This window comes from Streptomyces sp. NPDC058796, from assembly GCF_042745235.1.
Taxonomy (GTDB): Bacteria; Actinomycetota; Actinomycetes; order Streptomycetales; family Streptomycetaceae; genus Streptomyces.
In genome coordinates, this window is the sequence record NZ_JBHYOP010000007.1 from 366,939 (window position 1) to 390,199 (window position 23,261).

23 protein-coding genes are annotated in these 23,261 nt (G+C 72.6%); 12 read left to right on the forward strand and 11 right to left on the reverse strand.

Annotation, left to right across the window (positions count from 1 at the left end):
- Window positions 1–415 precede the first annotated feature (415 nt).
- From ACFW47_RS20035 to ACFW47_RS20055, 5 genes are all read left to right on the forward strand, one after another.
- Window positions 416–1,273 (forward strand): glycosyltransferase family 2 protein, encoded by an 858-nt coding sequence (locus ACFW47_RS20035; protein ID WP_386287319.1) that lies wholly within the window; start codon window positions 416–418, stop codon window positions 1,271–1,273.
- On the forward strand, window positions 1,270–2,289 hold the full coding sequence (locus tag ACFW47_RS20040) for a glycosyltransferase family 2 protein (protein WP_386306469.1): 1,020 nt from the start codon (window positions 1,270–1,272) through the stop codon (window positions 2,287–2,289). Before ACFW47_RS20035 ends, ACFW47_RS20040 begins: the two co-directional genes overlap by 4 nt.
- Before the next feature lie 34 nt (window positions 2,290–2,323).
- A complete protein-coding gene (locus ACFW47_RS20045) occupies window positions 2,324–3,109 on the forward strand; it encodes a polysaccharide deacetylase family protein (protein ID WP_386306511.1) in 786 nt (261 codons plus the stop codon).
- Window positions 3,110–3,203: 94 nt separating this feature from the next.
- Window positions 3,204–4,298 carry a DUF5925 domain-containing protein gene (locus ACFW47_RS20050; protein WP_386287315.1) on the forward strand — a complete coding sequence of 365 codons (1,095 nt, stop codon included), beginning with the start codon at window positions 3,204–3,206 and terminating at the stop codon, window positions 4,296–4,298.
- A 16-nt stretch (window positions 4,299–4,314) separates the two neighbouring features.
- Entirely contained in the window at window positions 4,315–5,079 is a 765-nt protein-coding gene (locus ACFW47_RS20055) for a DUF72 domain-containing protein (RefSeq protein ID WP_386306471.1), read from the forward strand.
- 81 nt (window positions 5,080–5,160) lie between these two features.
- Here the strand turns inward: ACFW47_RS20055 and ACFW47_RS20060 are convergent, their stop codons facing one another.
- On the reverse strand, window positions 5,161–5,529 hold the full coding sequence (locus tag ACFW47_RS20060) for a GntR family transcriptional regulator (protein WP_386287311.1): 369 nt from the start codon (window positions 5,527–5,529) through the stop codon (window positions 5,161–5,163).
- 71 nt (window positions 5,530–5,600) lie between these two features.
- On the opposite strand from ACFW47_RS20060, the gene ACFW47_RS20065 reads away from it, so the two are divergent.
- Together ACFW47_RS20065 and ACFW47_RS20070 are read left to right on the forward strand one after the other, a co-directional pair.
- A complete protein-coding gene (locus ACFW47_RS20065) occupies window positions 5,601–6,530 on the forward strand; it encodes a GNAT family N-acetyltransferase (protein ID WP_386306473.1) in 930 nt (309 codons plus the stop codon).
- Complete coding sequence (locus ACFW47_RS20070) at window positions 6,511–7,011, forward strand: DUF402 domain-containing protein (RefSeq protein ID WP_386287308.1); 501 nt, start codon at window positions 6,511–6,513, stop codon at window positions 7,009–7,011. The genes ACFW47_RS20065 and ACFW47_RS20070 overlap by 20 nt, the downstream gene beginning before the upstream one ends.
- A gap of 11 nt (window positions 7,012–7,022) precedes the next feature.
- On the opposite strand, the gene ACFW47_RS20075 is transcribed toward ACFW47_RS20070, so the two are convergent.
- Complete coding sequence (locus ACFW47_RS20075) at window positions 7,023–7,652, reverse strand: class I SAM-dependent methyltransferase (protein WP_386287306.1); 630 nt, start codon at window positions 7,650–7,652, stop codon at window positions 7,023–7,025.
- Window positions 7,653–7,803: 151 nt separating this feature from the next.
- On the opposite strand from ACFW47_RS20075, the gene ACFW47_RS20080 reads away from it, so the two are divergent.
- Window positions 7,804–7,938: a hypothetical protein gene (locus ACFW47_RS20080; RefSeq protein WP_386287304.1), complete on the forward strand. Its 135-nt coding sequence runs from the start codon at window positions 7,804–7,806 to the stop codon at window positions 7,936–7,938.
- A 24-nt stretch (window positions 7,939–7,962) separates the two neighbouring features.
- Here the strand turns inward: ACFW47_RS20080 and ACFW47_RS20085 are convergent, their stop codons facing one another.
- Window positions 7,963–8,421, reverse strand: coding sequence for a GNAT family N-acetyltransferase (locus tag ACFW47_RS20085; protein WP_386306474.1), 459 nt, complete (start codon window positions 8,419–8,421; stop codon window positions 7,963–7,965).
- Window positions 8,422–8,598: 177 nt separating this feature from the next.
- Between ACFW47_RS20085 and ACFW47_RS20090 the strand changes: the two genes are divergently transcribed.
- Window positions 8,599–9,675 (forward strand): lytic polysaccharide monooxygenase, encoded by a 1,077-nt coding sequence (locus tag ACFW47_RS20090; protein WP_386287300.1) that lies wholly within the window; start codon window positions 8,599–8,601, stop codon window positions 9,673–9,675.
- Between the two features lie 77 nt (window positions 9,676–9,752).
- On the opposite strand, the gene ACFW47_RS20095 is transcribed toward ACFW47_RS20090, so the two are convergent.
- Together ACFW47_RS20095 and ACFW47_RS20100 are read right to left on the reverse strand one after the other, a co-directional pair.
- A complete protein-coding gene (locus ACFW47_RS20095; protein ID WP_386287298.1) occupies window positions 9,753–10,616 on the reverse strand; it encodes an esterase/lipase family protein in 864 nt (287 codons plus the stop codon).
- A 156-nt stretch (window positions 10,617–10,772) separates the two neighbouring features.
- Entirely contained in the window at window positions 10,773–11,219 is a 447-nt protein-coding gene (locus ACFW47_RS20100; RefSeq protein ID WP_386287296.1) for a MarR family winged helix-turn-helix transcriptional regulator, read from the reverse strand.
- 97 nt (window positions 11,220–11,316) lie between these two features.
- On the opposite strand from ACFW47_RS20100, the gene ACFW47_RS20105 reads away from it, so the two are divergent.
- Window positions 11,317–11,691, forward strand: a complete 375-nt coding sequence (locus ACFW47_RS20105) for a cupin domain-containing protein (protein ID WP_386287294.1) — start codon at window positions 11,317–11,319, stop codon at window positions 11,689–11,691.
- Window positions 11,692–11,706: 15 nt separating this feature from the next.
- On the opposite strand, the gene ACFW47_RS20110 is transcribed toward ACFW47_RS20105, so the two are convergent.
- Complete coding sequence (locus tag ACFW47_RS20110) at window positions 11,707–12,675, reverse strand: hypothetical protein (RefSeq protein ID WP_386287293.1); 969 nt, start codon at window positions 12,673–12,675, stop codon at window positions 11,707–11,709.
- Window positions 12,672–16,214 carry a DNA polymerase III subunit alpha gene (locus tag ACFW47_RS20115; RefSeq protein WP_386306475.1) on the reverse strand — a complete coding sequence of 1,181 codons (3,543 nt, stop codon included), beginning with the start codon at window positions 16,212–16,214 and terminating at the stop codon, window positions 12,672–12,674. Before ACFW47_RS20115 ends, ACFW47_RS20110 begins: the two co-directional genes overlap by 4 nt.
- 152 nt (window positions 16,215–16,366) lie before the next feature.
- On the opposite strand from ACFW47_RS20115, the gene ACFW47_RS20120 reads away from it, so the two are divergent.
- Window positions 16,367–17,425 carry a DUF3533 domain-containing protein gene (locus tag ACFW47_RS20120; protein WP_386287290.1) on the forward strand — a complete coding sequence of 353 codons (1,059 nt, stop codon included), beginning with the start codon at window positions 16,367–16,369 and terminating at the stop codon, window positions 17,423–17,425.
- Window positions 17,426–17,515: 90 nt separating this feature from the next.
- On the opposite strand, the gene ACFW47_RS20125 is transcribed toward ACFW47_RS20120, so the two are convergent.
- From ACFW47_RS20125 to ACFW47_RS20135, 3 genes are all read right to left on the reverse strand, one after another.
- Window positions 17,516–18,598, reverse strand: a complete 1,083-nt coding sequence (locus ACFW47_RS20125) for a S1 family peptidase (RefSeq protein WP_386306476.1) — start codon at window positions 18,596–18,598, stop codon at window positions 17,516–17,518.
- A 356-nt stretch (window positions 18,599–18,954) separates the two neighbouring features.
- Window positions 18,955–19,863, reverse strand: a complete 909-nt coding sequence (locus ACFW47_RS20130; RefSeq protein ID WP_386287287.1) for a S1 family peptidase — start codon at window positions 19,861–19,863, stop codon at window positions 18,955–18,957.
- Between the two features lie 205 nt (window positions 19,864–20,068).
- Window positions 20,069–21,244 (reverse strand): DUF5685 family protein, encoded by a 1,176-nt coding sequence (locus ACFW47_RS20135; protein ID WP_386306477.1) that lies wholly within the window; start codon window positions 21,242–21,244, stop codon window positions 20,069–20,071.
- Window positions 21,245–21,533: 289 nt separating this feature from the next.
- On the opposite strand from ACFW47_RS20135, the gene ACFW47_RS20140 reads away from it, so the two are divergent.
- Window positions 21,534–21,971 carry a cell division protein SepF gene (locus ACFW47_RS20140; protein ID WP_043374667.1) on the forward strand — a complete coding sequence of 146 codons (438 nt, stop codon included), beginning with the start codon at window positions 21,534–21,536 and terminating at the stop codon, window positions 21,969–21,971.
- A 42-nt stretch (window positions 21,972–22,013) separates the two neighbouring features.
- On the opposite strand, the gene ACFW47_RS20145 is transcribed toward ACFW47_RS20140, so the two are convergent.
- Window positions 22,014–23,207, reverse strand: coding sequence for an acyl-CoA dehydrogenase family protein (locus ACFW47_RS20145; protein ID WP_386287283.1), 1,194 nt, complete (start codon window positions 23,205–23,207; stop codon window positions 22,014–22,016).
- Between the last annotated feature and the right edge of the window lie 54 nt (window positions 23,208–23,261).

Sequence of the window (23,261 nt, forward strand, 5' to 3'; positions counted from 1 at the left end):
GTCAGGGAGACCCGTGCCGCGGGAAACCGCCCCGCAAGAAGAACGGATGACGGCAAACCAACAAAAACGTGAGACCTGGTTCCAGGTCTTGCCATACGGGTTCAATCGTCAATACCGTCATACATCTCCCGCATCGGTACGTCGGCAAGCGGCCCAGGGGAGGGCTCGAGGCCGCGGCGGACCGGGACGGGACGCGCGGTAGGGGGGTGCCGTGCTCGGTGACCGCACCGGTGACCGGGCCGTGCCGCGCGGTCGACCGCCGTTTCATCGCGGCGCCGACAGGCTTTGCCAGCTCACCTGGCACGCACGGAGATCCGTCCCGTCGCGCCGTGGGTGAGAACCCCCCTTTCGAACCGGATACAGAGCCGGACCGTCCCTGGGGCGGGCGGTCCGCCGGACGAGAGGGACCAGACTCATGAGCTCAGTTCTGCAGCCGGCGTCGACGGGCAACGATCCGTCGTCCGATCCGTCTCCCGCCGAGAAGTACCGGCCCGTCTCCTCGCACCTTGCGATAGCACCGCCGGTGAGCGTGGTGATACCGGCGATGAACGAGGCGGAGAACCTCCCCTACGTCTTCAAGACACTGCCCGACTGGATCCACGAGGTGGTCCTCGTGGACGGCAACTCCACCGACGACACCGTGCGGGTGGCCCGGGAGCTGTGGCCGGACGTCAAGGTCGTCGAGCAGCGCGGCAAGGGCAAGGGGGACGCGCTGATCACCGGATTCAAGGCGTGCACCGGGGACATCATCGTGATGGTCGACGCCGACGGCTCGGCCGACGGCCAGGAGATCGTGTCGTACGTCTCCGCGCTGGTCTCCGGCGCCGACTTCGCCAAGGGCTCCCGCTTCGCCAACGGCGGCGGCACCGACGACATGACCTTCATCCGCAAGCTCGGCAACCGCGCCCTGTGCGCGGTGGTCAACCGGAAGTTCGGCGCCCGCTACACCGACCTCTGCTACGGCTACAACGCGTTCTGGCGGCACTGCCTGGACAAGATCGACCTCGACTGCACCGGCTTCGAGGTGGAGACCCTGATGAACATCCGGGTCGTCAAGGCGGGGCTCAAGGTGCAGGAGATACCCAGCCACGAGTACCTGCGCATCCACGGAGTCAGCAACCTGCGCGCCGTACGGGACGGGCTGCGGGTGCTCAGAGTGATCCTCGACGAGCGTTCCAACCGGCGTGCGCTGCGCGGCCGTACGCACGCGCCGACGCTCGCCTCGGCCACCCCGGTCGCCCCGGTCGTCCCGGTCCGGAGGAAGGCGTCTTGAGCGGTACCGACGCCCCCCTCACCATCTCCGTCGTGATCTGCGTCTACACCGAGGACCGCTGGGAGGACATCCTCGCGGCGGTCTCCTCGGTGCGGGCGCAGTCCCACCCGGCGCGGGAGACGCTGCTGGTCGTCGACCACAACGAGACGCTGCGGGAACGGCTGCTGAAGGAGTACGGGGAGAGCCCGGACGGGCAGGACGTGCGGGTGCTCGCCAACGCGGGCCCCCGCGGGCTGTCCGCCGGCCGCAACACCGGGATCGCCGCCTCGCGCGGCGAGGTGATCGCCTTCCTCGACGACGACGCCGTGGCCGAACGGGACTGGCTGCGGCACTTCGCCGAGGGCTACGCCGATCCGGCGGTCGTCGCCGTCGGCGGGCGCACGGTGCCGGTCTGGGCGTCGGGGCGCCGGCCGGTCTGGTTCCCGGAGGAGTTCGACTGGGTGGTGGGCTGCACGTACCGCGGTCTGCCGCCCGGCCGGATCCGGGTGCGCAACGTCCTCGGCGGCAACGCCTCCTTCCGGCGGGAGGCGTTCGACGCGGCGGGCGGTTTCGCCACCGGCATCGGGCGCGACGGCGACAAACGCCCGCTGGGCTGCGAGGAGACCGAGCTGTGCATCCGGCTCACCCGCGCCCGGCCCGACGCCGTGCTGCTGATCGACGACCGGGCGGTGATCCACCACCGGGTGCCCGAGGTCCGCGAGCACTTCGCCTACTTCCGCACCCGCACCTACGCCGAGGGTCTGTCCAAGGCCCTGGTGGCCCGCAGCGTCGGCGCGGACAAGGGCCTGGAGTCCGAACGCCGGTACGCCACCCGGGTGCTGCCCGCCGGTGTGGTGCGCGGGCTGCGCGACGCCGTGCTGGCCCGGCCGGGCGGTGCGGGCCGGGCGGGCGCGATCGTCGCCGGCGTGCTCACCGCGGCGGGCGGCTACGTGGTGGGGAGCGTACGGGCGCGGCGGGGCGGGGCTTCCTTCACCGTGGCGCCGGCCGGGCCGGCCGAGGGGGCCGCGCGTGGCTGACACGTACGCCGCGGACGCGCGGGTGCCGGTCCTCATGTACCACGCGGTCGCGGACGACCCGGACGAGGCGACCCGCGTCCTGTCGGTGACCCCGCGGGCGTTCGCCGAGCAGATGGCGGCGATCGCCGAGCGGGGCCTCACCCCGGTCGGCACGGCGGAGCTGGCCGCCGCCTGGCGCCTGGGACGTCCGCTGCCGAAGCGGCCGGTCCTCATCACCTTCGACGACGGCTACGAAGGCGTGCACCGGCACGCCCTGCCCGCCCTCGCCAAGCACGACTTCACGGCCACGCTGTTCGTCTCCACCGGCTGGCTGCGCGGTCCGTACGACACCGGGGGCGCCCTGGACACCATGCTCGACTGGGACCAGGTCCGCGAACTGGCCGCCTCCGGCGTGGAGATCGGCGGGCACAGCCACACCCATCCGCAGCTCGACCAGCTCGACGAGGAACGGCTGCGCTTCGAGCTGATCCACTGCAAGGAGATCGTCGCCGACCAGCTGGGCACCGTGCCCGCCTCCTTCGCCTACCCGTACGGCTACTCCGACCGCCGGGTGCGGCGGGCGGTGCGCGAGACGGGGTACGCGCAGGCGCTCGCCGTCGGCAACGGCCTGGCGCGCCGGACGCAGGGGCCGTACGCCCTGCGCCGGCTCACCGTGCGCCGCTCGACGGGGACGGAGGAGTTCGCCCGGCTGCTCGACGGCCGCGCGATCGCCCGCACGTTCGCGCGGGACCGGGCCCTGACCACGGGGTACGCCGTAATCCGCCGGGCGCGGCGGGTGCGGGGGCGGCTGCGCGAGCGGATGCCGGGGGCCGGTGCCTGAACCGCCGGCCGCCCAGCCCCGCGCACCGCACCGCGTGCCGTGTGCGCCCGGGAAACCGGGTGCACACGGCGGCCGGGTGCCGGATCATGGCGGCATGTCCGTGAACCCGCACGACGCCCTGCCGATCCGGCTCAACGTCGACGACAGCGACTCCCCGTCCGACGTCGTCGACGCGCTGTTCCTCGGCCGTTTCGCGACGGGCGAGCAGCCCTTCGCGCACGCGGCGAACATCGACCGCGTGCGGTCCGGGGCGACGCTGCTGCCGCCCGGTGCGCGCGTGCTGCGGATCGCCCGCGACGACGACCGCAGCGCGACCCTGGCCGAGGGCGACGGCTGGACGCTGCTGGTCTCACGCTGGAACCGGGGCGCCGACGTCACGGTGACGGCGACCACCGCCGGCCTCGCCGAGAAGGTGCTCGCCGACGCGACGGACGGCGCGGCGGACGAACCCGAACCGCAGCCGGAGAACGTGACGATGGGCTTCTGGTACGTCTCCCCGCGCCGCGGCCCGCACCGCACCACCCGGCAGATCTCCGCGGGCACCTGGGACGAGGTCCGGGCCAACTACACGGCGCCGGTCGCGGACGCGATGGACGGGCTGATGAAGACGACGCCGGAGGACATCGCGGGCCGCCTGCTGCTCCTGCACGGCCCGCCGGGCACCGGCAAGACCTCGGCCCTGCGCACCCTCGCCCGCTCCTGGCGGGACTGGTGCCAGGTCGACTGCGTACTGGACCCGGAGCGGCTCTTCTCCGACGTCGGCTACCTGATGGACATCGCGATCGGTGAGGACGACACGACCGGCAAGGGCCGCTGGCGGCTGCTGCTGCTGGAGGACTGCGACGAGCTGATCCGCGGCGAGGCCAAGCACACGGCCGGCCAGGCCCTCTCCCGGCTGCTGAACCTGACGGACGGACTCCTGGGCCAGGGCCGCAACGTCCTGGTCGGCGTCACGACCAACGAGGACCTGGAACGCCTCCACCCCGCCGTCGTCCGCCCGGGCCGCTGCCTGGCCCGCATCGAGGTCGGTCCGCTGACCCGCCGGGAGGCGGTGAACTGGCTCGGCACCGAGGAGGGGATCGGCCGCGAGGGCGCCACGCTGGCGGAGCTGTACGCGCTGCGCCGGGGCACCTCGCCGACGACGCTGCCGGAGCCGCGGGACGGCGCGGAGGCCGGGCTCTACCTGTAGCTGCTTTGATAGGGGTATGACCCTGTTCGTCGGCACGTCGGGCTGGCAGTACCGGGACTGGCGGGACGTGCTCTACCCGCCCGGTCTGCCCGTGCGGCTGTGGCTGGAGCGGTACGCGGCGGCTTTCGCCACGGTCGAGATCAACAACGCCTTCTACCGGCTGCCGTCCCGGGAGACGTTCGAGGCGTGGCGGGACCGGCTGCCGGCGGACTTCACGGTCGCGGTGAAGGCCAGCCGCTACCTCACCCACATCAAGCGCCTGCGGGAACCCGAGGAGCCCGTCGACCGCCTGATGACCCACGCGGCGGGCCTCGGCGACCGCCTCGGTCCGGTCCTGCTGCAACTGCCCCCGACCCTGCGGGCCGACCCGGCCCTCCTGGAAACCTGTCTGGCCTGCTTCCCGCCCGGCACGCGGGTCGCGGTGGAACCCCGGCACGATTCCTGGTGGACGCCCGAGGTCCGGGAGGTCCTGGTCTCCCGGGGCGCGGCCCTGTGCTGGGCGGACGTCCTGTCCCGCCCGGTCACCCCCCTGTGGCGCACCACCGACTGGGGCTACGCCCGCTTCCACCAGGGCCGGGCGGCAGCCTGGCCGCACTACGGCCGCCGGTCGCTCACCACGTGGGTACGGCGCGTCCAGGACACCTGGCCCCGGCAGGACGTCTACGCGTACTTCAACAACGACCCGAACGGTGCGGCGGTGAGCGACGCGCAGACTTTCGCCCGGCTGGCGCGTACTTCTGGTCTCACGGTCACCCGAACACAGCTGGGGGCGCGGGGCTGAGACATGTGCGGCTCCGCCGCGTGCGCGCGACAAGCCACAACGCGCCCGCAGCCGACCACCGGCCCCCCGCCAAAACGGCACTCAATCCCCGTAAACCGCCCGCACCGCATCCCGCACCGCCGCCACCGCGTCCCCCTCCCCCGCTCCGAGCCGCCGGGCCCGCTCGGCATAGTCCTGGGCCGCGGAGGCCAACTCCCGCTCCGCCGCCGCCCCCGCGGCAGCGACGAACGTTCCGTTGCGCCCCCGCGTCTCGATCACCCCGTCCCCCTCCAGCGCCCGGTACGCCTTGGCGACCGTGTTCGCGGCGAGGCCGAGGGACTCGGCCAGTCCGCGCACGGTCGGCAGCCGGTAGCCGACCGGCAGCGCCCCCGACCGCGCCTGTTCGGAGATCTGCGCCCGCACCTGCTCGTAGGGCGGGGTGCCGTCATCGATGTGGATCTGCAAGGTCACCCGGCGATTGTCCCGTATCCCCGGAAAAATGAGAGGCACCCGGCGGCCCTCCCGCCGTAGCGTGCGCCCACATGACCGTACTCGTACGCGACCTGCGTCCCGACGATCCGGCCGACGTCGGCGCCTTCGCCCATGTCCGGCACCTCGCCCTGCCGTACATCCTGTGGACGCCCGAGGCCGTCGTCCACCGCCTCGTCCACACGCCCCCAAAGGCCCGGAGCCGGTCCCTCGTCGCGGAGGAGGACGGGGAGACGATCGGCACGGCGCAGCTCGGGCTGGCCCACGACAGTCCGGAGCCGGGGCAGGCGTACCTCAACGTCTACGTCCGCCCGGACCGGGTCCGCCGCGGTGCCGGCGGGCTGCTGGTGCGCACGTCCGAGGAGTACCTCGCCACGGAGGGGGCGACGAACCTGTTCGCGTGGGTGCTGGACGAGCCCGCGAGCCTCGCCTTCGCCGAACGGCACGGCTATGAGCGGCGGCGCTCCGCCCACTTCCTCCGGCTGGACCTGGCGAACGCCGCCCTGCCGGACGCACCGGCCGCTCCGCCCGGCGTCGAACTCCGCACCGCCGCCGACTTCGCCGACGATCCCCGCCCGATTTTCGAACTGGACGCGGAGCTGGTGGCGGACGAGCCGAGCGACGTCGCCGTCGAGTTCACGGACTACGAGGCGTGGCTCGCGGAGACCTGGCGGCACCCGCTGCTGAACCGCGAGCTGACCACGGTCGCGGTCGTCGACGGCCGCCCCGTCGCCTTCAGCGTGGCCCACACGGACGGCGGCGTTCGGTATTCGACCGCCATGACCGGCACGGTCCGGGCCCACCGCGGCCGGGGCCTGGCCAAGCTCACCAAGACCGACTCCCTGCGCCGCGCCCGCGCCGCCGGGTACACGGAGGCGCTCACCGGAAACGACACGGACAACGGCCCGATGCTCGCCGTCAACAAGTGGCTCGGGTACGAGGTCTGCGGAACGGAGGTGCGCCATGTCCGCGAACTCGGCTGAGGCACCGGCGGAGGTGGACGTCGTCCTGGTCAAGGCGGGCCGTACGAAGATCCGGTACGCGGGCGTGCTGCTGCACGACGACGGCGTCCGTCTCGCCGTCCGCGCCCCCTGGGCCGGTGCCGGCGTCCGCGACTTCGGCTTCGTGCGCTTCGAGGCCGGCGACGTCTTCACCGAGTACTACTGGCGCGACCGGTGGTACTCGGTGAAGGAGGTCCGGACGGCGGCCGGGGCGCTGAAGGGCTGGTACTGCGACATCACCCGCCCCGCCGTGCTCCACGGCACCGAACTGGTCGTCGAGGACCTCGACCTGGACCTGTGGCGTTCCGCGGACGGCACGGACGTACGGCGCCTCGACGAGGACGAGTTCGCTCAGAGCGGCCTGCCGGAGCGCGACCCCGCGTCCGCTGCCGCCGCCGTGGCCGCACTGGACGAACTGGAGCGGCTGGCCCGCGGGGAGGACTTCACCGGCCTGCTGGCGTGACCTGCGTCGGCTCAACCGGGTGTCGCCACCACCGCGTACCGCTCGTCCGCCGCCTCTCTCCCCCACAGCGCCGGGTCGTCCGACAGCCGCTCCAGGCGGACCCGCCCGCCGAGCGGGGCCAGGAGGGCGGTGAGCCGGTCGGCGGGTATGCCGACCGGGGTGACGGTCCCCCACACCCCCTCGACGAGGACCAGCCGGCCTCCCGGACGCAGCAACTCCCGCCAGTGCCGCAGGGCCCGGCCGGGGTCGGGCAGCGTCCACAGCACGTGCCGGACGAGCACGGCGTCGAAGCGCTGCTCGCCCACCGGGGGCGCCCCGGCGTCACCGGTGAGGAACACCGCGTCACGTCCGGCGAGTTTGGCCCTGGCCCGCTCCACCATGGCCGGTGACAGGTCGACACCGGTGACGCGGTGTCCCTGCTCGGCCGCGAGGAGCGACAGGCTGCCGGTCCCGCAGCCCAGGTCGAGGAGTTCGCCGGGCCGCTCGGGCAGCCAGGACCTCAACCGCGCGGCCCAGGCCCGGCGCACGCCCGGGTCCCGCAGGCCGTGGTCCGGCTCGTGGTCGAAGTCGGCGGCCCGTGCGTCCCAGTCGATGTCCCGCGTGCTACTCAACGCGCTCGCGCCGTCACTGTCGTTGTCCATGCGCCCAGGGTGACACCCGGCACTGACAACGCGGCCGGGGCGCGGGAACGTGACAACCGCCACTGACAGGGACGCATCGATGAGCAAGTCTCGGGGAAAGGGTCTACCTCCGTGAGAACGCGGAACCCGGTGGATCCGTAAGGAGGCAGCCATGCGCCGTCTGACCGTGCAGAAGCCCCTGAAGAAGACCGACGCCCGCCGTGTCCGCGAGGAGGCGGACGAGCGTCCCTCGGGGCGCCCGGAGGTCCGCAAGGACATCGCGCGCACCTGGTGGCCGGACAGCTGACCGGGCCGGTCGCGATGAGACGCGTCAGAGCAGCCGCTTGCGGTAGTGGACGCGGTCGTAGGGCCCGTCCACCCGGCGCTCCGCGACCTCGTACCCGTACTTCGGGTAGATCTGCTGGTTCTCCCACATCAGGGCGTTGGTGTAGAGCCTGACCCCGGGCAGGCCCAGCGCACGCGCGTGCGCGTCCACGAACCGCAGCAGCCGCCGCCCCACGCCCCTGCCGTGCGCGTCGGGGTGGACGGCGATGCTGTCGAGGAACAGGTGGTCCGCGTACGCCTCCACGACGACGAGGCCCGCGACGTCCGTGCCGGGTCCGCCCATGACGAACACCTTGCCCGCGGCCACGTTCGCCGCGTGGTCCGCCTCCATGGGCTGCGGCACCAGGCCGATGCGCTCGATGTAGGGGCGGTAGGCGGCGTCGGTCACGGCCCTCACCGCCGGTACGTCCTCGACGACCGCCTGCCGGATCTGCTCTTCTCCCATGCCGCGAACGGTAGCTACCTCAGCCCAGCCTGAGCACTCCCTTAACGCGACCATAAGGATCTCCGTCACCCGCCTCCAGCAGGCGAATTCACGGTTTCTTGGGGCTAGCTTGCTGATCAACCCCACGGGTTCCGGCCCGAGTTCCGCATCCCCAGTGACCGTTTCGAGGAGTTCCCCATGCCCGCACCGTCCGCGCCCCGCAGGGTCGCCGCCGTCGCCGTCGCCGGCCTCGCCCCGCTCGCCCTGACCACCCTGGCCGCCGCTCCGGCGTCCGCGCACGGTTCGATGGGCGACCCGGTCAGCCGGGTGTCGCAGTGCCACGCCGAGGGACCTGAGAACCCGAAGTCCGACGCGTGCAAGGCGGCCGTCGCGGCCGGCGGCACCCAGGCGCTGTACGACTGGAACGGCATCCGCATCGGCAACGCCGCCGGCAAGCACCAGGAACTGATCCCGGACGGCAAGCTGTGCAGCGCCAACGACCCGGCGTTCAAGGGCATGGACCTGGCCCGCGCCGACTGGCCCGCGACCAGCGTGAGCAGCGGCTCGTACACCTTCAAGTACCGCGTGACGGCCCCCCACAAGGGCACTTTCAAGGTGTACATCACCAAGCCCGGCTACGACCCCGCCAAGCCGCTGGGCTGGGGCGACCTGGACCTGTCCGCACCGGTGGCGACGGCCACCGACCCGGCGGCCTCGGGCGGCTTCTACACCTTCGCCGGGAAGCTGCCCGAGCGTTCCGGCAAGCACCTGCTGTACGCGGTGTGGCAGCGCTCTGACAGCCCGGAGGCGTTCTACTCCTGCTCCGACATCTCCTTCGGCGGAGCGGGCGGGAGCGGGGGCGACAACGGCACGGCGGCCGGCGACTCCGCGTCCGGTGACTCCGCGGACGCCGCCGTTCCGGCCCCCGAGGCGTCCGCTCCGTCCGAGGAACAGATCGCGGCCGCCGCCGACAAGTCGACGATCGAGCACCACGGCCACGGTGACCAGGACGCCGAGACGACGACGGACCCGGCCGACCCCGCCTCCCCGGCCCCCGGGGACGAGGCCTCCGACGCGGCTCCCGAGGCCGCCGCGGCCGGTGCGCCCAATGAGGTCAAGGCCGCCGGCGCGGGCACCGAGAACCTCGCCGAGACCGGCGGGGACAGCACCACCCCCTACCTCGCGGTCGGCGGCGCCGCCGCCCTGGCCGTCGGCGCGGCCGTGATGTTCGCGTCGGTGCGCCGGCGGGCCGCCGGGGGCAGGCACAGCGGCTGACCCCGGGCGACGGGGGACGCGGGGCTCGTCCGGCGGCTCAGGCCGGGCGAGCCCCGCGTGGTGTGCCGGGTGTGCCGTCAGTCGAAGACCGAGGCGCAGGTGGTGGGCGTGGCGTGCGCCGGGTCCAGGGCGTTCGCCACTTCGTGGAAGGCGATCCGGTCGAAGAGCCCGATCGCCAGGTGCCCGGACAGGTCGACGGGACACAGGTCCTGCAGCAGGACGTTGCGGACCCCCGGCCCGTCCAGGAACTGGCTGCGGTACGGCGTGACCACCTGGTCGTACCGGGTGGCGAGGACGGTGTAGCGGACGCCGGGGACGGTGTCGCCGCCCTCGTTGAGCTTGGTGAGGAGGCCGGAGCCGGCGACCTGGTCGGCGAGGGCCGGGGTGTGCTCGTTCAGCAGGTCCCCGACGCCGGGGAAGTACGGCAGCAGGCTGGTGAGGCCGGACAGTGTGGTGCCGTGGTTGCTGGGCGCGATCCCCACCAGGGCGTTCACCTCGGCGGCGCCGCCGAGGAACTTGAGGTAGTACCGGGGCATCATGCCGCCCTGCGAGTGGCCGACGATGTCGGTCTCGGCCGCGCCGGTGGCGGCGAGCACCTTGTCGACGTGGGCGGCGAGCTGCTGCGCCGACTTGTCGACCGGGCCGAGTCCGTGGAAGAACGGGACGCCGGGCAGTTGGCCGTAGTCGAGGGAGAAGACGCAGTAGCCGCGGTTCTTCAGGTAGGGCGCGAGGCCCAGCCAGTTGTCGACGGAGTTCCCGAAGGTGCCGTGGACCAGGACGACGGGGCGGGGATGGGCGGCGGAGGGCTTGCAGGAGTAGTCGTTCCAGCCGGAGCTGGGGCGCGCGTCCGCGGCGTGGGCGGTGGCGGCGGGGAGCAGGGCGGCCGCGGCGGTCAGCAGCAGGGCGGTCAGGGGTCTGAGCGCGCGTCTCCAGGGCAGCATCGGGTGATCTCCTTGCGGGGCAGGGGAGTTTCGATGGCGGGACGCCCTGTGATCCGGATCACGGGATGCTGTTCACCCGTCAAGTTACGGGCGAGTAGTGCAAGTGTGAAGTTACGCGTCAGTAAAAACTTCCAGCGCTAACCAGCACCGACGGCGTCACCAGGCGGGCCGGACCGGCCCGCCTGGCGCCACCCGCAGCAGCCCGTCGGCCAGCGCACGCACCCCGTCCTCGCCGAGCACGTCGACCCAGGCGCCCACGGCCTCCGCCGCCGCCTCCCCGGCGGCCCGCGTACAGGCCCACCCCGCCTCGGTCAGCACGACCAGCCGGGCGCGCGCGTCGGCGGGATGCGGCCGGCGTTCGACGTATCCCTTGCGGTCCAGCTCCTCGACCAGCTGACTCGCGGCCTGCTTGGTCATCCCGAGGTGCACGGCGAGATCGGTGACCGTCGCACCGTCCGGGGCGAGCCGGGCGAAGGCGAAACCGTGCGCGGGACGCACCCCCTCGAAGCCGCGGGCGACGACACCCTCGTGGATGCGCTGCGTGAGACCGCCGGCCGCGGCGAGCAGGCCGGCGGTCAGGGCCATGGCGTCGGTGTTCTGCACGGTGGCATTGAAACACCCTTGACGTTTTGGTCAAGCAGCTTGACTATGGACGGGAAATTTAGTCAAGCTACTTGACCATGGATATTGGAGGACATACATGCCCGTCGTCCGCTCGTCCGAAGGCGTCACCCACGAGATCCACGGCACCCGCTTCGTCTCGTACGCCGGCCCCCGCACCGGCAGCGAGGAACTCTGCGCCTGGCGGGGCGAGATCCCGGCGGGCACGAAGGCACCCGCGCACACCGTCAGCCGGGAGGAGGTCTTCCACCTGCTCACCGGCGAGCTGCTGATCACCCTCGACGGCCGCACCGAGCGCGTCACCGCGGGGGACACGGTGATCGTCAACGCCGGTGCCGCCTTCGCCGTCGAGAACCCCACCGACCGGACCGCGACCTCCTGGGTCACCACCTCCGTCGGCCTGACGGCGGAGCTGGCCGACGGCACGGTGCTCACTCCCCCGTGGGCCAACTGACCCGCACCGGCCGCCTCACGCCGCCAGCGACCCCGGCATCACCGCCCGCGGCCCGAACTTCGCCCGCGCGCGGTCCGCGACCTCCTCGATCCGGCGGACCTTCTCGTCCACGGGGTCGAAGGTGAGCTGGTGGGAGGCCTGTTCGGCGGGGGCCAGACCCTCGGCGCGCAGGGCGATCGAGCGGACCCGGGCGCGCTGGAGGCCGAGCGCCTCGTACATGTCGTACGCGGTCCGGGTCAGGGCCGCCGAGTGCGCGGTCGGTTCGGACAGGGTACGGCTGCGGGTGGTGGCCGACCTGCCGGCGTAGCGCACGGTGAGGGTCAGGGTGCGGCAGACCTTGTCCACGGCGCGCAGCCGGGCGCCCAGTTCCTCGGCGGCCGACAGCAGGGCGCGGCGGTGGCGGCCGGGGTCGAGTTCGTCGCGGTCGAAGGGGCGGTCCGCGGCCAGCGACCGGGAGACGCCGTTGGGGACCACCCGGCCGCGGTCGACGCCCTGCGCCTTCTCGTGCAGCTCGCGGCCGGCCTTCGCGCCGACCAGCCGCTGGAGCGTGGACAGGGGCGCGGCGGCGACCCGGCCGAGGGTGTCGAGGCCGTACTCGCACAGAGTGCGGGCGGTCGCGGTGCCGACGCCGGGCAGCGCGGCGACCGGCTTGCCGGAGAGGAACTCCCGCTCGGCGCCCTCGGGCACCGCGCGGGTCAGTCCCGGCCGGGCGTCCCGCAGGGCCATGCGGGCCAGCATCGGGCCCGGACCGGCGCCGGTCACGCAGTCGACGCCGTACAGCGCGAGGGCGCGGACGCGGATCACCGAGGCCAGTTCCACGGCGTTCCGCCCGAAGTACCGCTCGGCGCCCCGCAGGTCGGCCAGCGCGCCGTCGGGGGGCAGCGCCTCGACGACCGGCGTGAACTCCTCCAGCAACCCGAGCAGCCGGGGCAGGGCCGCCTCGTACATCGGCGGCAGCTGGAAACGTACGCAGAGGATGGTCATCCCGCACTCCCCGGACTCTGGTGCCACAACTTCCTTCCGACCGCGGGCCCTTCGCCCGCGGGGCGCAGATCGGCCCAGGGGTGCATCTCGTACCCGGTGGACATGCGGATCCTCCGCTGCTCCATCGGGTCCTGGGCCGCGGACCCGGCCGGCGCGGGCCGCCCGTCCGAACCGGCGAGACGACTGCGCGCCGGGCCGCCCTCGGAATCGTCGCCCTCCCGGCTTCCGTCCGCTCCGGCCAGCCGGGCCGCGACGCCCTCCAGTCCCTCCTCCCGGCGGACCTCCAGCAGGTCGGCGAGGTTCCAGGCGGCGGAGCCGACCACGCTGAGGCTGCGCGGGCCGCGCCGCTGCACCACCCCGCGCACCAGCAGCAGCCAGGAGTGGAAGACGGTGTGCGCGCAGGCGTCGTGCGAGTCGTCGAAGAAGGCGAGGTCGACCAGGCCGGAGCCGTCGTCGAGGGTGGAGAAGATGACCCGGCGGCCGGAGCGGACCGGCGGGGTCTGGGTGGCCGCCTTGGCGCCCGCGACCAGCACCGTCTCCCCGTGCCGGGCCTCGCGCAGCCGCTTGGCCGGCACCACGCCCAGCTCGCGCAGGAAGGTGCGGTGGTCGTCCATCAGGTTGCGCGAGGCGTCCATGGAGAGCACGCCCAGTTCGGCGCTGAGCCTCTCCGCGGAGGTGAGGTCGGGCAGTCCGGCGGAGGCGGTCCTGCGGCCGCCCGACAGGGGGAGCTGGTCACCGCGTCCGCCCCGGGCGCCGCGGTGCAGCTCGGTCAGGTGCAGTTGCAGGTCGCGGCGGTTGGCGCCGAACGCGTCCAGCGCGCCGACCTGGGCGAGCCGTCCGGCCAGCGGCCTGCTGGGGCGGGCTCGTTCCCAGAAGTCGAGCAGGGAGGCGTACGGCTGCCCCTCGGCGACGCGTTCCGCCTCGGCCTCGCTGATGCCGTGCACGTCGGAGAGGGCGAGACGCAGGCCCCACACGGCGGCCTTCCGGGACCGCGATTCAGACACCAGTTCGATCCTGTGTGCGACCCCCGACTTGTTCACGTCCAACGGCAGGATCGGCACCCCGCGCCGCCGCGCGTCCGCGAGCAGCAGCCGCTTCGGGTACATGCCGGGGTCGTGCGTGAGCAACCCGGCGTAGAAGGCGGCCGGGTGGTGGGCCTTCAGCCACGCCGACTGGTAGGTCGGCACGGCGAAGGCGACGGCGTGCGCCTTGCAGAAGCCGTACGACCCGAAGGCCTCGACGATCTCCCACGTCCGCTGAATCGTTTCCGCGTCGTATCCGTTCGCCGCCGCGTGCTGGGCGAACCACACTTTGATCCGCCCCTGCGACTCCGGGTCGGAAAGACCGCGCCGCACCCGGTCCGCCTCGCCGCGTCCGCAGCCGGTCATGATGTCGACGATGTCGATGATCTGCTCGTGGAAGACGACGACCCCGTAGGTGCCCTCCAGCGGCTCCGCCAGATCCTCGTGCGGGTAGCGGACCGGTGCCCGCCCGTGCCGGGCCTCGATGAACGGCCGCACCATGTCGGCGGCGACCGGCCCCGGCCGGAAGAGCGAGATGTCGACCACGAGGTCGTGGAAGGTCGACGGCTGGAGCCGTCCGACCAGGTCCCGCTGGCCCGGCGACTCGATCTGGAAGCAGCCCAGCGTCTCGGCGGACCGGATCATCCGGTACGTCGCCGGGTCGCCCTCGGGTACGGCGTCCAGGTCGACCTCGGCACCGGTCGCCCGCTTCACCTCGGCGACCGCGTGCGCCATCGCCGACTGCATCCGCACGCCGAGCACGTCCAGCTTGAGCAGCCCGAGGTCCTCCACGTCGTCCTTGTCGAACTGGGCCATCGGGAAGCCCTCGCCGCTGGTCGGCATGACCGGCGTGCGGGAGAGCAGGGAGGCGTCGGACAGGAGGACGCCGCAGGGGTGCATGGCGACGCCGCGCGGGAGGGCGTCCAGGCCCTCGACCAGCTCCCAGAGCCTGCCGTACCGTTCCTTCTCCCCCGCCAGCTCCCTCAGTTCGGGCAGCTCCTCCAGCGCCGCGCGGGCGTCGCGGGCGCGGATGTGCGGGAAGGACTTGGCGACGCGGTCGATCTCGGCCGGGTCCATGGACAGGGCGGCACCGACGTCACGGACGGCGTGGCGCACCCGGTACGTCTCCGGCATGGCGACCGTGGCGACCCGCTCGGTGCCGAACCGGCCGATGATCGCGCGGTAGACCTCCAGGCGGCGGGCGGACTCCACGTCGATGTCGATGTCGGGCAGCACCACCCGCTCCTTGGACAGGAAGCGCTCCATCAGCAGCCCGTGCTCGACCGGGTCGGCGTGCGCGATGCCGAGCAGGTGGTTGACGAGCGAGCCCGCGCCGGAGCCGCGCGCGGCGACCCGGATGCCCATGTGCCGCACGTCGTCCACGACCTGGGCGACGGTGAGGAAGTACGAGGCGAAGCCGTGGTGGGCGATGATGTCCAGCTCGTGGTGCATCCGCTCCCAGTAGGTCCGGTGATCGCGCCGCCGGTCGTAGCCGCGCAGCACCATGCCCGCCGCCGCCCGGGAGGCGAGCGCGCGCTGGGCGGTGCGGCGGCCGGCACCCACGAGGTGCGGCTCGGGGAAGTGGACGGCGCCCATGCCGAGGTCGTCCTCGGGGTCGACCAGGCACTCGGCGGCCGTCGCCTGCGTCTGTTCCAGCAGGCGGTGGGCTGTGTCGCGCCGGAAGCCGGCGGACTCGACGATCCGCTCGGCGGCGTGCCGCATAGCACCGGCGTCCTTCAGCCAGGCCTCGCCGGAGTCCAGTTCCTTGGTGGCGTCGATGGGGACCAGGCGGCGGGCGGCGTCCAGGACGTCGGCGACCTCCCCCTGGCCGGGGTCGGCATAGCGGACGGCGTTGGAGAGCACCGGGCGGACGCCATGCTCGGCAGCGAAACCGACGGTGCGGGCGGCCAGCCGCAGGGAGCCGGGGCCGGTGCCCTTGCGGCCGTGCCAGACGGCTTCCAGGCGCAGGGCGTCGCCGTACACCTCCCGCCAGGGGGCGAGGAGCCTCGCCGCGCGGTCGGGACGGCCGGCGGCAAGGGCGCGGCCGACGTCGGAGTCGGGGCCGAGCAGCACGGTCAGGCCGTCGGCGTGATTGTCGGCCCAGGTCAGCAGAGGCGTGTCGGGGGTGGTGTGGGCGGCGGACACCAGGCGGCACAGGTCGGCCCAGCCGCGGGCGCCGTCGCGGGCGAGAAAGGTCACCCGCGGGGTCGACTCGTCGACGAAGGCGCCTCCGCGCACGGGGGCGCGGCGCCGGTCCCGGCGTACGGAGGTCTCCGTGCGGCCCGCGGCCCCGGACTCGGGGGCGGCCACCGCCAGCTCCGCGCCGAACAGCGGACGGACGCCCGCCTTCGCGCAGGCCTTGGCGAAGCGGACCGTGCCCGCGAGGGTGTCGCGGTCGGTGAGGGCGAGGGCGTCCATGCCCCGTTCGAAGGCACGCTCGGCCAGCCGCTCCGGGTGGGAGGCGCCGTAGCGGGCGGAGAACCCGGAGACGGTGTGCAGATGCGTGAAACCCGGCACACGCACCTCCCGATCTCATGAACCGATGCCCTGTCGAACACCTGTTCCCAACTACCTCACCCCCACCATAGACCAAATTTCGAATGCGTGTGCGACATCCGTTCGGCCCCGTCCCACCTGCGCAAACGCCCGCAGGCCCGGACCGTGGGGACATGTCGCACACCCCGGTCGCCGACCGCCGCAGAGGCTCCTTCCTCAGCGAGGTGAAGGACGCCGTCACCCCGCGGGCCACCCTGCTCGTGCTCGGCGTGCTCGCGCTCCAGCTGCTGTTCATCGCCTCCTACGTGGGGGCGCTGCACGACCCGAAGCCGAAGGACGTGCCCTTCGGGGTGGTCGCACCCGGGGCGGCGGCCGAGCGGACGGTGGACAGGCTGGAGCGGCTGCCCGGGTCGCCGCTGGACCCGCGCACGGTGGCCGACGAGAAGAGCGCCCGGCGGCAGATCATGGACCGGGAGATCGACGGCGCCCTGATCGTGAACCAGGGCGGCACCAGGGACACCCTGCTGGTCGCCTCCGGCGGCGGCACCGTCCTCGCCACCGCCTTGGAGGGACTGGTCTCCAAGGTGGAGCGGGCCGAGGGCCGCACGGTGCGGACCGTCGACGTGGCCCCGGCCTCGCCCCGGGACTTCGACGGGCTGTCGTCCTTCTACCTGGTCGTGGGCTGGTGCGTCGGCGGCTACCTGTGCGCCTCGATCCTGGCGATCAGCACCGGGGCCCGGCCGGCCAACCCGCTCCGCGCGGCGATCCGGCTGATCGTGATGGCGCTGGTCGCGATCGTCGGCGGGCTGGGCGGTGCGGTGATCGTGGGGCCGATCCTGGGCGCGCTGCCCGGCAGCGTGGTGGACCTGTGGGGACTCGGCGCCCTGATCACCTTCGCGGTGGGCGCCGCCACGCTCGCCCTCCAGGGCGTCTTCGGGATCGTCGGCATCGGGCTGGCGATCCTGCTGGTGGTGATCGCGGGCAACCCGAGCGCGGGCGGCGCCTTCCCGCTGCCGATGCTGCCGCCGTTCTGGAAGGAGATCGGCCCCTGGCTGCCGCCGGGCGCGGGCACCTGGACGGCCCGCTCGATCGCCTACTTCAAGGGCAACGCCGAGACCGTCCCCCTGCTGGTGCTGTGGGCGTGGGCGGTCGCGGGGACGTTGATCACGCTGCTGGCCGCCGTGCTGCGCGTCCGGCGACAGGAGCCGGAGCTGCCCACGCAGGCCGGCTGACCGCACGTACGCACGCGGAAGTCCCGCCCCTCGCGCGCGGGACGGGACTTCAGCGGTGCCTCGGAGGTACTTCTCAGGTGCGGGTGATGCTCAGCCGATCTGCGTACCGGTGGCCGACAGGGCCTCCGTCACCGGCTGGAAGAAGGTCTCGCCGCCCGAGGCGCAGTCGCCGCTGCCGCCGGAGGTGAGGCCGATGGCCTGGTCGCCCGAGAAGAGCGAGCCGCCGCTGTCGCCGGGCTCGGCGCAGACGTCGGTCTGGATCAGGCCGTTGACGATGTCGCCGTTGCCGTAGTTCACGGTGGCGTCCAGGCCGGTGACCGTGCCGGAGTGCACCTGGGTGGTGGAGCCGCTGCGGGTCACCTCCATGCCGACGGTGGCCTCGGCGGCACCGGAGATGGCCTGGGAGGAGCCGTCGTAGAGGTTCACCTCGCTCGGGTGGTCCACCTCGGCGGTGTACTTGACCAGGCCGTAGTCGTCGTCCGGGAAGCTGGAGGCCGCGTTCTCGCCGATGACGTTCCCGGAGGAGTCCGACCACGTGGTGATGCCCTCGGTGCAGTGACCCGCGGTGAGGAAGTACGGCTCCCCGCCCTTGGTCACGTTGAAGCCGAGCGAGCAGCGCCCGCCGTTGCCGGTGATGGCGTCGCCGCCCGCGACGAAGGGCTTGTACTCGCCCTTCGTCCGCTTGAGCTCCGCCTTGGCGCCCAGCCCGTCGACCACCTTGGCCAGCTTGGCCCACTCGGCCTTCGAGACCGTGCGGTCGGCGGTGACGACGACCTTGTTGGTGGTCGGGTCGGTCGCCCAGGAGGTGCCCGGGATGGTGGCGTCCTCGGCGAGGGTGGTGCGCGCGCTCTTCAGTTCGGCGAGCGAGTTCTCGACGATTCTCGCCTCGGCGCCGGCCTCCTCGACGGTCTGCGCGGCGCCCTCGTCGAGCACGTTGACGACGAGGCTCTTCGCCTGCGCGTCGTAGTACGTGCCCGCCGCGTCGGCGCCGAGGTCGCCGAGCAGCGTGGAGGCGAGCTTTCCGGCCGCCGTGACCGACAGGGTCTCGGGCGCGGAAGCCTTCGGGGCCTCGCTGGCGTTCGCACTCTGGAAGGTGACTCCCGCGGCGACCAGTGCGGTGATACCCGCACCAACCACGGCGGCCCGCCGCCTGGGTATGCGTCGGTGCTTCAACTCACGTCCTCCTGTGGGGGGTCGGCCCGGGAGGTTGTGGGGACCTCACGGGCCGGAAGGCTGGTTGACGAGCGCTAACTCTTCCAACCTCACAGAGGGCACACAAGGTCGACTTCAGGACGTGCGCACGACAAGTCCAGCGCGCACACACGACCTTCACCATTCATGTCCCTTCCAGCAGGATTCGCGCGACGAATGCTCCAGCAAACGCTACGAGCCAGTAACCGGGGAACGGCAGAACAGACCAACGGCTGGCCGGAATTCACCTCTTGCGCAAAGGCCGAGTCCCCGCACACCGGTCGGTGTGCGGGGACTCGTCGTGCTGCTGGCTGCGCTTGCGCCGACGGACCGACGGTCTAGTAGACGCTGACGCCGTAGGCGTTCAGGGCCTCCGTGACCGGCTGGAAGAACGTCGTGCCGCCGGTGCGGCAGTTGCCGCTGCCGCCGGAGGTCAGACCGTACGCGGTGCCGTTGCTGCCGTAGAGCGGGCCACCGGAGTCGCCGGGCTCGGCGCAGACCGTGGTCTGGATCAGCCCGCCGACGACGTCGCCGCCGCCGTAGTTGACGGTCGCGTTCAGGGCGGTGACCCGGCCGCTGTGGGTGCCGGTGGTGGAACCGTCGCGGATGACGGTGGTGCCCACGCTCGGGGTGGCCGCGCGGGTGATGTCCACGCCGTTCGCGGTACCGGGCTTGCTGACCGAGCTGTTGGTGTACCGGACGATGCCGTAGTCGTTGCCCGGGAAGCTGGACCCGGCCGTCGAGCCGAGGACCGTGGAGCGTCCGGAGTTGGAGTACCAGGTACCGGCACCGTCGGTGCAGTGACCGGCGGTCAGGAAGTACTCGGCGCCGCTGCTGCTGCGGACGTTGAAGCCGAGGGAGCAGCGCCAGCTGCTCGCGTAGATGGCGTCGCCGCCCTGGATGAGCTTGTTGAACGTGCCGGGGGTGCGCTCGATCTTGAGGGCGCCGGCCTTGTCTCCGGCCTCCTTCTTGATCTTCGCGATCTCGGCCTGGGAGACCGTGCTGTCGACCGTGAGCAGCACTTGGCCGGTCTTGCCGTCGACGGCCCAGGCCGTGCCCGGGACGTCGGCCTCGAGCACCGCGGCGCTGGCGCTGCTCAGCTCGGCGGCGCTGAAGGCGACGGGAGCCTCGGACGCGTTCGCGCTGGGGATCGCGATCGCGGCTGCGGCCACGACGCCGGTGGATACGGCGATCAGCCGAGTCCGTCTCGTGATGCCGCTGCGGGGGGTGGTGCGCTTGATCCTCACTTTTCGTTCCTCCACAAAGGAAGTCGGGGGCCCTCTCGTGGGGTTGAGGGCCCGTGAGGCGCAGTCAGGGACGGACGTCCGGGTTCCGAACGCGTCGTGCCCCTGACAAGCGCTGAGGTTGGAGTATTCGGCCGAACGACCGGTCGGCGCAAGAGTGCACTTTCGGCCGTCAATCTTTGAACGACCTTCGATCTCCCCGGGCGCCTCAGCAACTGCAGCCGCAGTCGCAGCCGTCGCAGCCGCAGCAGTTGCCGCAGCACTCGCAGCAACTGCAGCAGTCGCCGCACCCGCTGCAGTCGCAGTTGGCGCACGTGCCTTCCTTGCGCTCCCCGCTCCAGGGGTCGTGGTACGTGCCGCAGCACAGCTGGCACGTACAGGCCAGCCCCGCCCACACCGCGCACCCGGCGAGCAGTCCGCGCCGATTGCCACGCGGCGGCTCCGGGGGCACCGGCGCACCGGGGCCCCGGGGGGCGCCCGGAGTCCCGGGAGGGGCGTACGGGTGACTGCCGTGCGCGCAGGAGACGGTGCCGAAGGCGCGGTCGACGGAGTTGCCCAGCTCGTGCACGAGCAGCCGGTGCACCAGCCGGCCGTCGGTGAACTCGGCCTCGCGCAGCGCGAGGCGCACGCCGTGCACGGCGTCGTCCGCGAGCCGCCGGGCCTCGGTGAGCAGGGTGCCGGTGGCGGTGAGCGGGTTCCAGGCACCCGACGCGGCGTCGGCCTGCTTGTCCTCCACGGCGTCGAGGAGGTGGGCGAGCCGGCCGAAGAGGCGCCCGGCCTCGGCGAGCGGTTCGGCGTTGTGCGGACGCCCGGCGAGGTGCGCGGTGTGCGCGAACGCGGCGGCGGTAGCGGTCTCGGTCGGCTCGGTGACGGTGAGCAGGGGCGTGCCGGGCCCGGCGAGCGCCTCGATGCCGGCCTGCCGGTCCACGGCGTCGACCAGTAGGGCGGTGTCGAACCCGACGGCGCTGCCGCCACGCGCTCCGGCCGCGTCCCAGCCGGTGGCGATCCGGCGGGCGGCGAGGGCCACCGGCCGCCGCGCCAGCATCCCGTCCCGGTCGGCGACGTGGTCGCGGACCTTGGCCGAGGCCAGCACCAGGGAGACGGCCGCCGCCAGCCGGGCGCCCTCGCCGTGCGCGACGGAGGCGGTGCGCATCCCGCGCAACGGGCAGGGGCCCGCCGTACGCCGGCCGGCGCCCGCGCCGCCCCGCTCGGCCTGAGCCTCCGTCAAAACCGATATGAGCAGCCCGTCATAGTTCGTCACTATCCGCGCGAACTGCCCATGATCTTTGCGCAGGGCGAGACACAGACCGCACAAATGCGCCATCCACTGACTCGTGAGGCTCTCTCCGAGCCGGTGCCTGCACGGCCTGACGATTCCGAACACGACGTTCCCCCGTGGTGCGTACGACGCTGAGCTGCGGCATCGTACCGACCGCCGCGTTCACCCGTACGCACCCCCTCTCACCCGTACGCCGAGAAGAATCATATTTCACTCACAGTCAGCATCCGTTTGGGAAACGACCCTTGGGACACAAGGACTCTCGACGGAATCGCTGTGCACCAGTACCGTCACAAACCCCCCGCGCGGCGTCTATCCACTTGGCGCGACGTCCGCATCATGGATGACCATAGGGATGCGGAAGCACGAAAGACCGCTGTGAGAGGAGGCGTCCATGGGATCGGTACGCAAGGCGAGTGCGTGGCTCGGCCTCGTCGACGACAACGATGACGAGCGCTACTACGACGACGACTACTCCGAGGGCAACGAGCCCGGCGACGCCTGGGTCACCGACCCGCGCGTCAAGGTGGCCTCGGACGTGGCCGAGGAGAGGGGCCGCCGCATCGCGACCGTCACCCCGGACAGCTTCCGGGACGCGCGGTCGATCGGCGAGCTGTTCCGGGACGGGGTCCCGGTCATCATGAACCTGACGGCCATGGAGGGGGCCGACGCCAAGCGCGTGGTCGACTTCGCGGCCGGGCTGATCTTCGGCCTGCGCGGTTCGATCGAGCGGGTCTCCACCCGGGTGTTCCTGCTGAGCCCGGCCGACACCCAGGTCATCAGCGGTGAGCCCGCCGCGCACCGTTCCGACGGCTTCTTCAACCAGAGCTGAGGCGGGGCCGCACACCACGGCCCCGCCCCCCCGGCCGGGCTCTCAGCGGAAGGCGTCGAGTCCGGTGAGCGCCTTGCCCAGCACCAGCTGGTGCATCTCGACGGTGCCCTCGTAGGTGAGCACCGACTCCAGGTTCGTCGCGTGCCGCATCACGGGGTACTCCAGGGAGATCCCGTTGGCGCCGAGGATCGTCCGCGCCGTCCGGCAGATGTCGATGGCCTCGCGCACGTTGTTGAGCTTGCCGAAGCTGACCTGCTCGGGACGCAGGCGGCCGGCGTCCATGCGCCGCCCCAGGTGGTGGGCGAGCAGAATCCCCTTGTGCAGTTCGACCGCCATGTCGGCGAGCTTGGCCTGGGTGAGCTGGAAGCCACCGATGGGCCGCCCGAACTGTTCCCGCGACTTCGCGTACTCGACGGCCGCCTCGAAGGAGCTGCGGGCCGCGCCCATGGACCCCCACACGATCCCGTAGCGGGCGTGCGTGAGGCAGCTGAGCGGTCCGCGCAGTCCGGTGACCTCCGGCAGTACGGCGTCGGCGGGCAGCCGTACGTCGTCCAGGACCAGCTCGCTGGTGACGCTGGCCCGCAGCGACCACTTGTGCTTGATCTCGGGCGCGGAGAATCCGGGGCTGTCGGTGGGCACGACGAAACCGCGGATCCCCTCCTCGGTCTGCGCCCAGACGACGGCGACACCTGCGACCGACCCGTTGGTGATCCACATCTTGCGCCCGTTGAGCACCCAGTCCCCGCCTGCGTCGCGCTTGGCGCGGGTGCCCATGTGGGCGGGGTCGGAGCCGTGGTCGGGCTCGGTGAGCCCGAAGCACCCGATGACCTCGCCGGCGGCCATGCGCGGCAGCCACGCCTGCTTCTGCTCCTCGCTGCCGAAGCGGTGGATGGCGTACATGGCGAGGGAGCCCTGCACGGAGACGAGGGAGCGGATGCCGGAGTCGGCCGCCTCCAGCTCCAGGCAGGCCAGTCCGTACTGGACGGCGCTGGCGCCGGCGCAGCCGTAGCCGTCTAGCGACATGCCGAGCGCGCCGATGGAGCCGAGTTCGCGCGCGAGCTCCCTGATACCGGGCAACTCGCCCTTCTCGTACCAGTCCGCGATGTGCGGCAGCACGCGGTCGGCGGCCCAGTCCCGCACGGTGTCCCGGACGGCCAGGTCCTCCGGCTCCAGGAGGTCGTCGACGCCGAGGGGGTCGGCGGGGTCGAAGGCGGGCAACTTGGGGGACGCGGCCATGGAACACCCTCCGGAGCTGTTCAAAACTAGCGCTGCTAGTCACGGTTCTCGTGC